This is a genomic window from Pseudomonas putida, from assembly GCF_028682395.1.
GTDB classification, from domain to species: domain Bacteria; phylum Pseudomonadota; class Gammaproteobacteria; order Pseudomonadales; family Pseudomonadaceae; genus Aquipseudomonas; species Aquipseudomonas putida_AB.
The window spans coordinates 137,757-151,718 of record NZ_JANHLC010000007.1 but is presented as its reverse complement, the minus strand read 5'-3'; the positions used below and the strand labels follow the sequence as shown (position 1 = coordinate 151,718).

Genomic DNA, 13,962 nt, shown 5'->3' with positions numbered 1-13,962 from the left:
TCTTATTTGGCGGCCATGCGCAAGGCACCGTCGAGACGGATCACCTCGCCGTTGAGCATGCTGTTTTCAATGATATGCCGCACCAGCGCGGCGTATTCGGCGGGCTTGCCCAGGCGTGGCGGAAACGGCACACCGGCGGCCAGGGACGCGCGCACCTCGTCGCTCATCCCAGCCATCATCGGCGTTTCGAAAATCCCCGGGGCAATCGTCATCACGCGGATGCCAAAGCGCGCCAATTCGCGGGCGGCCGGCAGAGTCAGGCTGACAATCGCCCCCTTGGACGCCGCATAGGCGGCCTGGCCGATCTGGCCATCGAAGGCCGCCGCCGAGGCCGTGTTGATGATCACGCCGCGCTCGCCATCGGCATTGGGCGCCGTCTCGGCCATGGCGGCGGCCGCCAGACGCAGCAGGTTGAAACTGCCGAGCAGATTGACATTGATTACCTGGCTAAAGCTGTCCAGGCCATGGGGCCCTTGCTTGCCGAGGATCTTTTCCCCACGCACGACCCCGGCGCAGTTGACCAGCCCGTGCAGGCTCCCCCACGCCTTGACCGCCGCCTGGACCGCCGCCTCGGCGGCCTGTTCGTCGACAATATTGGCCACCACACTGCGCGCCTGTGGCCCCAGACGCTCGGCCTGGGCCGCCACGGCCTCGGCATTGAGGTCCACCAGCATCACTCGGGCACCGGCGGCCACCAGCATCTCGGCGGTCGCGGCGCCCAGCCCGGAGGCCGCGCCGCTGACCAGAAAAACCTTGTGTTCGATATTCATGGCACTGTTCCTGAAAGTATCCTGGCCTTAAGCCGTGGTCGCCTGTGCCGCCTGGGCCTTGGCAATTTCCTGGTTGCGCAGGATAAAGCGCTGCAATTTGCCGCTCGGGGTCTTGGGCAGCTCGCTGACAAATTCGATTTCGCGCGGATAGGCATGAGCCGCCAGGCGCTTGCGCACATGCTGGCGCAACTCCTCGGCCAGTTGCGGATCGGCGCGGTACTGCTCGTTGAGCACCACAAAGGCCTTCACCAGCTCGGTGCGCTCCGGGTCGGGCTTGCCGACCACCGCCGCCTCGACCACGGCCGGATGCTCGATCAACGCGCTCTCCACATCGAACGGCCCGACCCGATAGCCGGAGGTGGTAATCACATCGTCGCTGCGCCCGACAAAGCTGATGCTACCGTCCGGGTTCAGCTCCACGGTGTCACCGCTCAGGTAGTAGTCGCCGACAAAAGCCTTGGTGGCAAAGCCCTGGTAACCGGCAAACCAGCACATGGGCGACTGGGCCCGGTCCACCGCCAGGATGCCGGGCTGGCCGGCGGGGAGTTCCTGATGATGTTCATCCAGCACCACAATACGGTGACCCGGCGAGGCAAAGCCGGCCGCGCCCAAGTGGACCGGATGTGCCAGGCCATGGTGATTGCACAGCACCATGCCCAGTTCGGTCTGGCCGTAATGGTCGTGGATGGTCACATCCAGCTCTTCGGCGAACCAGCGGATCACCTCCGGGTTCAACGGCTCGCCCGCACTGCTGACCGCCCGCAGGCGGCCCTTGACCTTGCGCGAGAACGCCGCGCCGGCGGCGATCAACAGCCGGTAGGCGGTGGGCGAGCCGGTCAGGTTGGTAATCTGGTATTTCTCGATCACCCGGCAGGTGCTTTCCACGGTGAACGGACCGTCGTAGAAAGTGATCGGGTGGCCCAGGCCCAGCGGGCCGGTCACACCAAAGTAAATCCCGTAGGCCCAGCCCGGGTCGGCCAGGTTCCAGAACGCATCTTCGGGGCGCAGGTCCACCGCGTCTTCGGTATAGCGTTGAAAGGCGACCACGGCCTTGAGCGGCACTTGCAGGGGCTTGGCCGGGCCGGTGGTGCCGGAGGTGAACATCAGCAGGAACGGGTCTTCGCCGGTGAGCATCAGCGGCTCGCACACGGCGTCGTACTGCTCCAGTTCGGCCCAGAAGCTGAAGTCACCACGGACAATGCCCTGGCCCCTGGCGCCACCGACCGTGACGATGGTCGGGCAGTCGTTGACCTCGGCCAGCTTGGGCCGGTTGACCGCATCCGTGACCACTAGCTTGGCCCCGGAGCTGTTCACCCGATGCTCGATGGCCTTGGGGCCGAAGGCGGTAAACAGCGGTTGGTAGACAGCGCCGATCCGCCAGGTGGCCAGCACCGTGATCAGCAACTCGGCATTGCGCGGCAGCAGGCCAGCCACCCGATCGCCCCGGCCAATGCCCTGGGCCTGGAAAAAGTTGGCCAGGCGTGCGGCCTTGTCCTGCAGTTCGCTGAAGGTCCAGGTCGCGCTCGTGCCGTCGCGTCCCTCCCAAAACAGCGCGACGCGCCCGGGTAAGGCGTGGCGGTCACAGCATTCGACGCAGGCATTCATCGCCGCCAGGCTGCCGGCCAGGGCTGCCTCGACGGTGTGCTGATAATTGAAGTGAGCAGTGGCTGTCAGATAATCGCGCATCGACCTCATTCCTCGGTTCTTATTGTTGGAGGCACCGTAGAAAAATCAGTTCGATGGTCGCCGCGCGAGGGCTCTGGGGCAATGGTCAAAGCCCTCAATATGGCTGACTGTTTTGGCCAAGACTGGCCGCCAGGGCCGTACGCCCACGCGCCGCTGAACGGTTGCGCCGCCCCAAGGCGGTGGCGCTCAATAAAAAGCCAGCCGCCACCCTGAAAAGGGCCGCGGCTGGCGGTTCAGGCCAGTGGCCGCAAGGCGTTACGCTAACTCCTTGCGCAGCTGACGGGCCGCACTGACCATATGCACCAGCGCCGCTTCGGTTTCAGGCCAGCCGCGGGTTTTCAGGCCGCAGTCCGGGTTGACCCACAACCGCTCGGCCGGAATACGCTGGGCCGCCTTGCGCAGCAGGTTGGCCATCTCCGAGGCATCCGGGACGCGTGGCGAGTGGATATCGTAGACCCCCGGGCCGATCTCGTTCGGGTAGGCGAAGGCTTCGAACGCGTCCAGCAGCTCCATATCCGAACGCGATGTCTCGATGGTGATCACATCCGCATCCATCGCGGCGATGGACTCGATCACATCGTTGAATTCGCTGTAGCACATATGGGTGTGGATCTGGGTTTCATCGCGCACGCCCGAGGCGCACAGGCGGAACACTTCGGTCGCCCAGTCCAGGTAGTGCTGCCACTGCGCGCGGCGCAACGGCAGGCCCTCGCGAAATGCCGCTTCGTCGATCTGCACCACCTTGATACCGGCCGCTTCGAGGTCCAGCACTTCGTCGCGAATGGCCAGGGCCAATTGCCGGGCCTGCACTTCGCGGCTCACGTCTTCACGGGGGAAGGACCACATCAGCATGGTCACCGGGCCGGTCAGCATGCCCTTCATCACCTTGTCGGTCAGGCCTTGGGCGTAGCGGATCCACGCCACGGTCATGGCTTTCGGACGGCTCAGGTCACCAAAGATCACCGCCGGCTTCACGCACCGCGAACCGTAGCTCTGGACCCAGCCAAAACGGCTGAAGACATAGCCATCGAGCTGCTCAGCAAAGTACTCGACCATGTCATTGCGCTCGGCCTCGCCGTGCACCAGCACATCCAGGCCCAGGCGTTCCTGCACCTGCACCGCATGGCGGATTTCGCTGTGCATGGCTTCGGTGTATTCGGCTTCGCTCAACTTGCCCTGCTTGAACGACTGGCGCGCCAGGCGGATGGCCGCCGTCTGCGGGAACGAACCGATGGTGGTCGTTGGGAAAGCCGGTAATTGCAGGCGCGCCCGCTGGGCTTCGATGCGCTGGGCAAACGGTGCCTGGCGCTGGCTGTCGGCGGCGGTCACAGCGGCGACGCGGGCCTGCACGGCCGGCTTGTGAATCCGTGGCGAAGCCGCACGGCTGGCCTGTATGGCGCGGCTTTGCGCCAGGGCCTGGCGTAAGTCTGCCGCTTGCGGTTGGTTGACGGCCTTGGCCAGGATCGCCACTTCTTCGCACTTTTGCACGGCAAAAGCCAGCCAGCTTTTCAACTCGGCATCGAGCTGGTCTTCACGGCCCAGGTCCACCGGGCTGTGCAGCAGCGAGCAGGACGGCGCGACCCACAGCCGCTCGCCCAGGCGCTCGTTGGCATGTTGCAACGTCGCCAGGGCCTTCTCCAGGTCGCAGCGCCAGACATTACGGCCATTGACCACGCCCAGGGACAGCACTTTATACGCCGGCAGGCGGTCGAGAATGATCGGGTACTGCTCCGGCGCACGCACCAGGTCGATATGCAGGCCATCGACCGGCAGATTGGCGGCCAGGCCGAGGTTCTCTTCCAAACCGCCAAAGTAGGTGGCGACCAACTTTTTCAGCGGCTCGCGCTGGATATGGTTATAGGCGCGTTCAAACGCGGTCCGCCACTCCTGGGGCAGGTCGAGCACCAGGATCGGCTCGTCGATCTGCACCCACTCGACACCCTGGGCGGCCAGGCGCTGGAAGATCTGCCCATAGAGCGGCAGCAGGCGCTCCAGCAGGTCCAGTTTGTCGAACTCGCCGCCCTTGGCCTTGCCCAGCCACAGATAGGTCAGCGGCCCGATCACCACCGGCTTGACGTTATGCCCCAGGGCCTTGGCCTCGGCCACCTCTTCGAACAACTGCTCCCAGCCCAGCTGGAACTGTTGGTCGGCGCTGAATTCCGGGACCAGGTAGTGGTAGTTGGTGTCGAACCACTTGGTCATTTCCTGGGCGTGGGCCCCGCCGCAGCAACTGGCGCTGACGCCACGGGCCATGCCGAACAGGGTCTGCAGAGTGGCCTTGCCATCGTGCGGGCGGAAACGCTCGGGGATCACCCCGAACATCAGCGAGTGGGTCAGCACCTGGTCGTACCAGGCAAAGTCGCCGACCGGCAGCAGCTCGATCCCGGCGTTTTTCTGCAGCTCCCAGTGGGTCTTGCGCAGCTCGGCGCCGACGGCGCGCAGGCCGGCTTCATTCAGTTCGCCCTTCCAGAACGCTTCCTGGGCCTTCTTCAGTTCGCGGTCGCGACCAATGCGCGGAAATCCTAGGGAATGGGCCAAAGCCATGACAAATAACTCCAATGTGTTTGATGGCGGCCATTGTCGACATTTGCTCCATAGTGAGACAAACTCATTTTCCTCCTGATCAACACAAGTTTCTTTCATTAAACATGATCGATATTCGTCACCTCAAAACCGTGCAGGCCATGCGCGACACCAGCAGCCTGGTCGAGACCGCCGAACGTCTGCACCTGACCCAGTCGGCCATCTCCCACCAGCTCAAGGAGCTGGAAGAGCGCTTGGGCATGACCCTCTTCATGCGTAAATCCAAACCCATGCGCTTTACCAGCGCGGGCCTGCGCATGCTCAAGCTGGCGGATGACGTGCTGCCGCTGCTGCGTGAAGCCGAGCGCGATTTCGGCCGGCTGGCGGGCGGCACGGCGGGTCGCCTGCACATGGCCATTGAATGCCACAGCTGCTTTCAGTGGTTGATGCCGACCATCGACGAATTTCGCAGCGCCTGGCCGGAAGTGGAACTGGACCTGGCCTCGGGCTTCTCCTTCGACCCCCTGCCCGCCCTGGCGCGTGGCAGCCTGGACCTGGTGGTGAGCTCCGACCCGCTGCCCATCAGCGGCATCACCTATGTCCCGCTGTTCACCTATGAAGCCCTGCTGGCGATAGACAACCAGCATGCCCTGGCCGCCCAGAGCGTGATCAACCCCATCGACCTGCAGCCCCTGACACTGATCACCTACCCGGTAGAGCGCAATCGGCTGGATATCTTCAGCCGTTTTCTCGACCCGGCGGATATCGAACCGGCACAGATCCGCACCTCGGAACTGACCGTGATGATGATGCAATGGGTGGCCTCGGGCCGTGGGGTATGTTGCCTGCCCAACTGGGCGCTTCATGAATACAGCTCGCGCGGCTATGTCACCGCCCGCCGCCTGGGCGACAAAGGCCTGTTCGCGACCCTGTATGCAGCGGTGCGCAGCGATATGCTCGACACGCCCTACATGAAGGATTTTCTGCTGACGGCCAAGGACACCTCGTTTACCACGCTGGAAGGCGTCAGCAGCGCGCGCGACTAAGCCGCTGCGCACCGATGCTTTAGACCCAGCCCTATTGCAGCACTGGGCCGCTGCCGGGCCTCGCCAGATCAGCTACGTCGGGCGGAATTCGACCGTCAGATGGCTGATTTCATGAACCGGCTTAAGCCGCTCACGGATGCTCTCGGCGCTCGCCGAGGCGCTACCGATCACACTGACAATCGCCGCATGCGCCTGCGGACCGACCCGCCAGACATGCAAGTCGGTGATGGTCGCATCGCCTGGCGTCTCGACCAACTCGCGGATTTCCCCGGCAACGTGCTCATCCGTTTGATCCAGCAGCACCCCCGAGGTCACCCGCAGCAGGCTCCACGCCCAACGCGCAATGACCACGGCCCCGACAATCCCCATGACTGGGTCCAGCCAGACCCATCCCAGGTAACGGCCCGCCAGCAAAGCCACAATGGCCAGTACGGAGGTCAGCGCGTCTGCGATCACATGGACATAGGCCGACCTCAGGTTGTTATCGCTGCCATGCTGGGCATGGGCATGACTATGACCGTGTTGATCATGCTGATCAGCGTGGCGGTGACTGTGCCCATGGCCCAGCAGCACGGCGCTGATGATATTGACGAGCAAGCCGACCACGGCGATCAACGTGGCGGTGCCGAATTGCACTGCGCTCGGCTGCAGCAGGCGCATCACCGACTCGACGCCGATGGCCAGGGCCACCAGGCCCAGGATAAGCGCAGAGGCAAACCCGCCCAGGTCCCCTACCTTGCCGGTGCCGAAGCTGTAGCGCTGGCTGGTGGCATGGCGCCTGGCGTAGCCATAGGCCGCCGCCGCGATACCCAGGGCGCCGGCATGGGTCGCCATATGGAATCCATCGGCCAGTAGGGCCATCGAGCCGGTGATGTAGCCGGCGGCGATCTCGCCCACCATCATCACCACCGTGAGTGCCACGACCCACAGGGTGCGCCGGGCATTTTCCTCGTGCGCTGCGCCGAGAAAGACGTGGTCGTGTACGTGTGCATGGCTGATCGGGGCGTGATTCATGGCGGGGCACCTGTCACTTGGAATAACGGCGAATGGCTTCAAGCAGCTCTTCCACGCCCTTGTTACGCGCCTCTGCGCTGAGCGCCGGGTTCGCGACGTGTTCACGGGCATGCTCCTCGATGATTTCCTCCATCAGCCCATTGATGGCCCCGCGAGTGGCCGCCACCAGGTGCAGCGTCTTGGCGCAATCGCTATCGGACTCCAGGGCACGTTCAACGGCCTGGATCTGCCCGGCAATACGTTTGACCCGCTTGAGAAGATCATCTTTGTTGGCCGCAATATGGCTCATGGTATACCCCCCCCTATAGAGACGCCATGATAGGCATACCCCCTATACCTATACAAGCCGGGTGAGTGACCAATACGCTTGGCCTTGCGCGCGGAACAATCCGCTGACTCACGCCCCCGCCGACGAGGCCAGCGCGCGGATCAGGAAGTTTCTCAGGCTATCCACCGCCTTGGAGCCCTGCGACGCCTTGCTGCGATAGACCGCCACATCCATGGAGTCCAAGGGCCCCAGATCCTGTTCACGCCCCAGAATCTGCAAGTGAGGCGGCACGGTGCAACGGGTCAGCACGGCCACGGCGATGCCGCTCTCGACGGCGGCGATCTGCCCGGCCAGGCTCGAACTGTTGTACACCACCGTGTAGCGCCGCCCTTGCAGGGCCAGGCTGTTGACGGCGCAGCGCCGGGCCAGGCTGGCCGCCTCGTAGACGGCAATTGGCAAGGGGTCGCGCCGCCATAGATCGAACTGCGCAGACCCGACCCAGACCATGGGCTCCTGGAACAGAAAAGCGCCACGACGGGGGTTGTCCCGCGACACCAGCGCCAGGTCCAGGTCACCGCTGAGCACCCGTGGAATCAGTGTGGTGGACTGCTCGCAGGTCAGCTCGATTTCAACGCCGCCATGACGCGGGGCAAACCGCTTCAACACCGGGGTCAGATAGTGCGCCACATAGTCTTCCGCGACGCCCAGACGGATTCGCCCGGTCAACCCCTCCCCCCAAAACGCGGCCTGCGTTTCGGCATGCAACGCCAGCAGGCGCCGCGCATAGCCGAGCAGCGTTTGCCCCTCCTCGGTCAAGTGCAGGTGCCGTGGGCCGCGGCTCAGCACCTGCCGGCCGAGCGCCGCTTCGAGTTTCTTGAGCTGCATGCTGACCGCCGATTGCGACCGGTGCACCTCACTGGCGGCATTGGACAACGAGCCGGTATCAACCACGGCGACAAAGCACTTAAGCCAATCGATCTGTAAATCGCGAGGCGACATCGATGCCACTCCATTATTCGAAAAACAAATAGCTGATTGCCATAATCTGCGCTTTTCGTCCAGTCCCAGACTTTGCATGATCCATCGGCGCGCCACGGGCAGCGTTTATTCTGGAGACCCCATGCCATTCGAAATCTGGCTGCTGTATCTGCTGACCTGCTTTGGCATCGCTGTCGTGCCCGGCCCCAATGCGCTGCTCGTACTGACCCACGGTGCGTTGCATGGCAACCGCAAGACCCTGTTCACGATTAGCGGCGGCGTGCTGGGCTTTATCGCCATGATCGCGCTGTGCGTGCTCGGCCTGGGCGCTCTGCTGAAAACCTCGCTGGTCTGGCTGACGGCGCTGAAGATCGTCGGCGGGCTCTACCTGATCTGGCTCGGCATCAATCTGTGGCGAGCAGAACCGGTGACCCTGGCCCTGGGCGACCTTTCCAGCTCCAACGACTGGTCGCTGTTTCGCCAGGGCCTGCTGTCCGCCATTTCCAACCCCAAGGCGCTGCTGCTCTTCACCGCGTTCATCACACCCTTTATCGATCCGCACCAGAACCTGTGGCTCCAGACCCTGGTCATGACGCTGACCTATGCCGTGGTCGAGTTTGCGGTGGAGTTTGGGGTGGCCAGCGCCGCCAACCGCGTGCGCCCCTGGCTGGCGCGCACGGGCCGACGCTTCAATCGCGTCTGCGGCGGTTTTTTCGTCGCCTTTGGCGCGCTGCTGCCGATTCGCTAGTGATCGGGGCAGCGCCTCTGAGTGAGGGCCTGGCGGCACAAGACCCGCGAAAAAATCCTCCCTAGGCACTGCCGTAGGCGGCTACGCGCTTGAAACGTAGCCGCCAGGCGGCGACACGCCGGCGTTCACCCGCACTCAAGGCTTGGGCAGATACCCGGGCAACGCCTCGATCCGCTTCACCCAGCGTGCCACATGCGCATAGGGCGTCAGGTCCACACCGCCTTCCGGGGCGAGCACCACATAGGGGTAGACCGCGCAATCGGCGATGGTCGGGCGGCCGATCGCCAGCCAGTCGTGCTGGGCCAGATGCCGGTCCAGGATGCCCAGCACCCCGGGCGCCTTGGCCAGTGCCTCGGCCTGGTTCAGGGCATAACCGAACTTCTGCACCAGGCGCGCCGCACTCAGGCTGTGCTGGACTTCATTGGCGGCAAACGACAGCCACTGGACAATCTGCGCCTGGCCCAGGGCCTCGGCCGGCCACCACGCCAGGCCACCGTACTCACCGGCCAGGTACACCAGAATGGCCTGGGAGTCACGCAGCACCACCTGACCATCTTCCAGAATCGGTAACTGGCCCAGCGGGTTGAGCGTCAGCAGCGGTGGCTGCTTATGGGCACCGCCCAGAAAATCCACGGCCTCCACCTCCAGCTCGATATTGGCCAGCGCGGCAAACAGCCTTACCTTGTAGCAGTTGCCCGATGGCAGCAAATCGTACAGTTTCATCGCCCTTCTCCCTCGACCAGTTGATTGAATTCAAGAACATTGCCATCCGGATCGCGGATAAACAGCGCAATCCTGCGTGGGCCGATGGCATGGGGCCCTTCGGTAATCGCGATGCCCTGTGCGTCCAGCCAATGTGCGAAGGCCGGCAGATCATCGACAATAAACGCCGGGTGCGTCATCCCCGGCAGCTTGACCGGCGCATCGAGCAGCACATTGTGCGCGTGCGGCCGGCGGGCGCCATTGAAGATCAGGTTGATCCGTACGCCATCCGGGCTCAGCATCTCGTTGGCTTCATGGCGGGCAAAACGCGCACTCTCGCGAAAGCCCAGCGCCTGGTAGAACGCCAAGGCGCGAGCCTGGTCGCTGACCCGGATGCCGATATGGTCGTAGGCAAGAATCCGTGCAGGGTTAGGGAATAGGCTCATGGGGGATTGCTCCAAGTAACGGCAGTGGCCACAGTGTCCCTGAACCGTCGGCGTTGACCTATGGCGCAAACCTGACAAGACCTATGCAGCAATCGCACAAATCCCAGGGTGACAATGGACAGACTCAAGGCCATGGCCAACTTCGTTCGGATCGTCGACAGCGGTAGCCTCAGTGCCGCCGCCGAGAGCAGCGGGCAATCGGTGGCATCGCTGGTGCGCTCGCTGGCGGCCCTGGAACGCCATCTGGGCGTGCGACTGCTGAACCGCAGCACCCGGCGCATGGCCTTGACCGATGAGGGCAGCGAATACCTGGCCTGGTGCCGGCGCATGCTGGCCGATTTCGATGAGATGGAGCAGCGCCTGCAAGCCAGTGATGAGCAGATGCACGGCCTGCTACGCATCACCGCCCCGGTAGAGTTCGGGCAGCGCCATATGGCGCCCATCGTCAATGCCTTTCTCAAGGCCCATGGGCAAATGCGCGTCGAGTTGATCCTGCATGACCAGATCGTCCCCTTGCTCGATGAGCGCCTGGACCTGGCCCTGCGTATCGGCCACCTGCCCGACTCAAACCTGGTCGCGCGCCAGGTCGGCGTCACCCGCCTGGTCACCTGCGCCAGCCCCGAATATCTGCGCGACGCCCCGGCCATCGAGCAGCCGGGCGCGCTGCATGAGCACGGCTGCATCACGATCGCCTCCCTGGGGCGGCAGTGGTACTACCGCTACCCGGAAAAGGAACGGGCCGAGGAGATCAGCCCGCGACTGGTCTGTAACCAGGTGCGCAGCGCCAGCCTGGCGTGCGTCCAGGGCGTGGGCATTACCCGCCTGATGCATTACCAGGTGGCGGACGAACTGGCCGACGGGCGCTTGATCCGGCTACTGACGGACTACGAGCCCCTCGACCTGCCGGTCCAACTGGTCTCCCCCCATGCCCTGCACCTGTCACCCCGGGTGCGCGCCTTTGTCGAATGGGCCAGCCCCCTGCTGGAGCAACGTATTCCCAATCCCGCGACCCGCGAGCGCTAGGCGACCGCGCCGCCGAGACCGGGTCGGCACAGCACAAGGAACGCAACCAATGCCCTATCTGATTCGACCCGCCACCCCCGAGGATGCCGTGGCCATCAGCCGGGTGGTGATCAACGCCCTGCGCCAATCCAACGCCCAAGACTACTCGGCCGAGATCATCGCGCAAGTAGCGCGCAACTTCTCACCCGAGGCCATCCTGCAACGGCTGGCCCAGCGTCAGGTCTTCGTGGCGATAGGCGCAGGCCAGGTGCTGGCAACGGCCAGCCTGGACCAGGACGTGGTGCGCAGCGTGTTTGTCGAACCCAGCCAGCAAGGCCTGGGTATCGGCAAGCAACTGATGGCGCACCTCCAGCGCATCGCGCTCGACCAGGGCTGCGACCGCTTGCGCGTGCCGTCGTCGCTGACGGCCCAGGGGTTTTATGCCGCACTGGGCTACGACGTAGTTCGTGATGAGTTCCATGGCGCCGAACGCACGATCATCATGGAAAAGGTGTTGCTGCGTTATCCACCTGGCCCCCAGCACCCACGGTGCCAGGGGCCATCTGCCTAGCCCGGCAAACCCGCCACCTTGGCCCGTGCCGCGTGCAGTTTCTTGTAGCTGTCGATCAGGCGCAGATGCCGGTCAAGGCCTTCCAGTTGCAGGCTGGTCGGCGTCAAGCCATGGAAACGCACATCGCCGAGCACCGAGCCAATCGCCGCGTCCATTCGCTCATTGCCAAACATTCGGCGGAAGTTGGCCTCGTAGTCTTCCAACACCAGGTCCTCGTCCAACTGCATTTCCAGCACCACATTGACGGCCTGGTAGAACAGCCCGCGCTCGACCGTGTTGTCGTTGTACTGCAAGAACATCTCCACCGCCTCCTTGGCCTCCTCGAACTGACGCAGGACTAGGTAGATCAGCAACTTGAGTTCCAGAATCGTCAACTGGCCCCAGGCGGTGTTGTCGTCGAACTCAATGCCGATCAGCGTCTTGATATCGGTGTAATCATCCAGCTCGCTTTCTTCCAGGCGCTTGACCAGGGCCTTGAGGCCGGCCTTGTCCAGGCTGTGCAGATTGAGAATATCTTCACGGAAGAACAGGGCCTTGTTGGTGTTGTCCCAGATCAGGTCGTCCAGCGGGTAGATTTCCGAATAACCCGGCACCAGGATGCGGCAGGCCGGCGCGCCCAGATGCTCGTACACCGCCATATAGGCTTCTTTGCCCATGCCTTCGAGAATGCCGAACAGCGTCGCGGCCTCCTCGGCATTGGAGTCTTCGCCCTGGCCGGAGAAGTCCCACTCGACAAATTCATAGTCCGACTTGGCACAGAAAAAGCGCCACGAGACCACGCCACTCGAATCGATAAAGTGCTCGACAAAGTTATTCGGCTCGGTCACCGCATGGCCTTCGAAGGTCGGCTGCGGCAGGTCGTTCAGGCCCTCGAAACTGCGGCCCTGGAGCAACTCCGTCAGGCTGCGCTCCAGCGCCACTTCCAGGCTTGGGTGCGCGCCAAATGAGGCGAAGACCCCACCGGTACGCGGGTTCATCAGGGTCACGCACATCACCGGGAACTCACCGCCCAGGGATGCATCCTTGACCAGCACCGGGAAGCCCTGCTCTTCCAGCGCCTGGATACCGGCCAGGATCCCCGGGTACTTGGCCAGCACTGCTGCCGGCACATCCGGCAGGGCCATTTCGCCTTCGATAATCTCGCGCTTGACCGCCCGCTCGAAAATCTCCGACAGGCACTGCACCTGGGCTTCGGCCAGGGTATTGCCGGCGCTCATGCCATTGCTGAGGAACAGGTTCTCGACCAGGTTGGAGGGAAAATACACCACCTCGCCGTCGGACTGGCGCACATAAGGCAGCGAGCAGATACCGCGCTCGATATTGCCCGAGTTGGTGTCGTACAGATGGGAGCCGCGCAGCTCGCCGTCGCGGTTGTAGATCTTCAGGCAATAGGCATCGAGTATCTCGCCCGGCAACTCATCCTTGCGCCCCGGCTGGAACCAGCGCTCATTGGGGTAATGGACAAAGGCCGCGTTGGCGATCTCCTCGCCCCAGAACTGATCGTTGTAGAAGAAGTTGCAGTTGAGCCGCTCGATAAACTCGCCCAAGGCCGACGCCAGCGCGCCTTCCTTGGTCGCGCCCTTGCCATTGGTAAAGCACATGGGCGAATGGGCATCGCGGATATGAAGCGACCAGACATTGGGCACGATATTGCGCCACGAGGCGATCTCGATCTTCATCCCCAGCCCGGCCATGATCGCCGACATATTGGCGATGGTCTGCTCCAGCGGCAGGTCCTTGCCAGCGATAAAAGTGCCCGCCCCTGCCTCAGCATGGGGCATCAACAATGCCTGGGCATCGGCGTCGAGATTGTCGACTTCCTCGATGATGAACTCGGGCCCGGTCTGCACCACCTTCTTCACCGTGCAGCGATCAATGGAACGCAGAATGCCCTGGCGGTCCTTGGCGGAAATATCCGCCGGCAACTCGACCTGAATCTTGAAAATCTGGTTGTAGCGGTTTTCCGGGTCGACAATATTGTTCTGCGAAAGGCGAATATTCTCGGTGGGGATACTGCGGGTATCGCAGTACAGCTTCACAAAGTAGGCGGCACACAAGGCCGACGAAGCCAGAAAATAATCGAAAGGCCCCGGCGCCGAGCCATCGCCCTTGTAGCGGATCGGCTGATCAGCGATCACCGTGAAATCATCGAACTTGGCTTCAAGTCGAAGGTTATCGAGAAAATTGACCTTAATTTCCATGCGGAAT

General features: G+C 63.2%; 13 protein-coding genes. 4 read left to right on the top strand and 9 right to left on the bottom strand.

Annotated features, from left to right (window positions below):
* Nucleotides 1-2 precede the first annotated feature (2 nt).
* The 3 genes from NPS46_RS17555 to metE all read right to left on the bottom strand — a co-directional run bounded on the left by NPS46_RS17555 (nucleotide 3) and on the right by metE (nucleotide 5,000).
* Complete coding sequence (locus tag NPS46_RS17555) at nucleotides 3-770, bottom strand: SDR family NAD(P)-dependent oxidoreductase (RefSeq protein ID WP_274109307.1); 768 nt, start codon at nucleotides 768-770, stop codon at nucleotides 3-5.
* A gap of 27 nt (nucleotides 771-797) precedes the next feature.
* Nucleotides 798-2,456, bottom strand: coding sequence for an AMP-binding protein (locus NPS46_RS17550; RefSeq protein ID WP_274109305.1), 1,659 nt, complete (start codon nucleotides 2,454-2,456; stop codon nucleotides 798-800).
* Between the two features lie 255 nt (nucleotides 2,457-2,711).
* On the bottom strand, nucleotides 2,712-5,000 hold the full coding sequence (gene metE / locus NPS46_RS17545; protein WP_274109303.1) for a 5-methyltetrahydropteroyltriglutamate--homocysteine S-methyltransferase: 2,289 nt from the start codon (nucleotides 4,998-5,000) through the stop codon (nucleotides 2,712-2,714).
* A 104-nt stretch (nucleotides 5,001-5,104) separates the two neighbouring features.
* On the opposite strand from metE, the gene NPS46_RS17540 reads away from it, so the two are divergent.
* Complete coding sequence (locus NPS46_RS17540; protein ID WP_274109301.1) at nucleotides 5,105-6,025, top strand: LysR family transcriptional regulator; 921 nt, start codon at nucleotides 5,105-5,107, stop codon at nucleotides 6,023-6,025.
* Nucleotides 6,026-6,097: 72 nt separating this feature from the next.
* On the opposite strand, the gene dmeF is transcribed toward NPS46_RS17540, so the two are convergent.
* The 3 genes from dmeF to NPS46_RS17525 form a co-directional block, all read right to left on the bottom strand.
* Complete coding sequence (dmeF, locus tag NPS46_RS17535) at nucleotides 6,098-7,039, bottom strand: CDF family Co(II)/Ni(II) efflux transporter DmeF (RefSeq protein WP_274109299.1); 942 nt, start codon at nucleotides 7,037-7,039, stop codon at nucleotides 6,098-6,100.
* Nucleotides 7,040-7,052: 13 nt separating this feature from the next.
* Nucleotides 7,053-7,328 carry a metal/formaldehyde-sensitive transcriptional repressor gene (locus NPS46_RS17530; protein ID WP_274109297.1) on the bottom strand — a complete coding sequence of 92 codons (276 nt, stop codon included), beginning with the start codon at nucleotides 7,326-7,328 and terminating at the stop codon, nucleotides 7,053-7,055.
* A 108-nt stretch (nucleotides 7,329-7,436) separates the two neighbouring features.
* Entirely contained in the window at nucleotides 7,437-8,306 is an 870-nt protein-coding gene (locus NPS46_RS17525) for a LysR family transcriptional regulator (protein ID WP_274109295.1), read from the bottom strand.
* A 121-nt stretch (nucleotides 8,307-8,427) separates the two neighbouring features.
* Between NPS46_RS17525 and NPS46_RS17520 the strand changes: the two genes are divergently transcribed.
* A complete protein-coding gene (locus NPS46_RS17520) occupies nucleotides 8,428-9,033 on the top strand; it encodes a LysE family translocator (RefSeq protein WP_274109293.1) in 606 nt (201 codons plus the stop codon).
* A gap of 135 nt (nucleotides 9,034-9,168) precedes the next feature.
* On the opposite strand, the gene NPS46_RS17515 is transcribed toward NPS46_RS17520, so the two are convergent.
* Together NPS46_RS17515 and NPS46_RS17510 are read right to left on the bottom strand one after the other, a co-directional pair.
* A complete protein-coding gene (locus NPS46_RS17515; RefSeq protein WP_274109291.1) occupies nucleotides 9,169-9,756 on the bottom strand; it encodes a glutathione S-transferase family protein in 588 nt (195 codons plus the stop codon).
* A complete protein-coding gene (locus NPS46_RS17510; RefSeq protein ID WP_274109289.1) occupies nucleotides 9,753-10,181 on the bottom strand; it encodes a VOC family protein in 429 nt (142 codons plus the stop codon). The genes NPS46_RS17515 and NPS46_RS17510 overlap by 4 nt, the downstream gene beginning before the upstream one ends.
* 114 nt (nucleotides 10,182-10,295) lie before the next feature.
* Between NPS46_RS17510 and NPS46_RS17505 the strand changes: the two genes are divergently transcribed.
* Together NPS46_RS17505 and NPS46_RS17500 are read left to right on the top strand one after the other, a co-directional pair.
* Entirely contained in the window at nucleotides 10,296-11,204 is a 909-nt protein-coding gene (locus NPS46_RS17505; RefSeq protein WP_274109287.1) for a LysR family transcriptional regulator, read from the top strand.
* A gap of 49 nt (nucleotides 11,205-11,253) precedes the next feature.
* Entirely contained in the window at nucleotides 11,254-11,754 is a 501-nt protein-coding gene (locus NPS46_RS17500) for a GNAT family N-acetyltransferase (protein WP_274109285.1), read from the top strand.
* Here NPS46_RS17500 and NPS46_RS17495 read toward each other — a convergent pair.
* A complete protein-coding gene (locus NPS46_RS17495; protein ID WP_274109283.1) occupies nucleotides 11,751-13,955 on the bottom strand; it encodes an OsmC domain/YcaO domain-containing protein in 2,205 nt (734 codons plus the stop codon). The two genes, NPS46_RS17500 and NPS46_RS17495, sit on opposite strands and share 4 nt — an antisense overlap.
* Nucleotides 13,956-13,962: the final 7 nt, after the last annotated feature.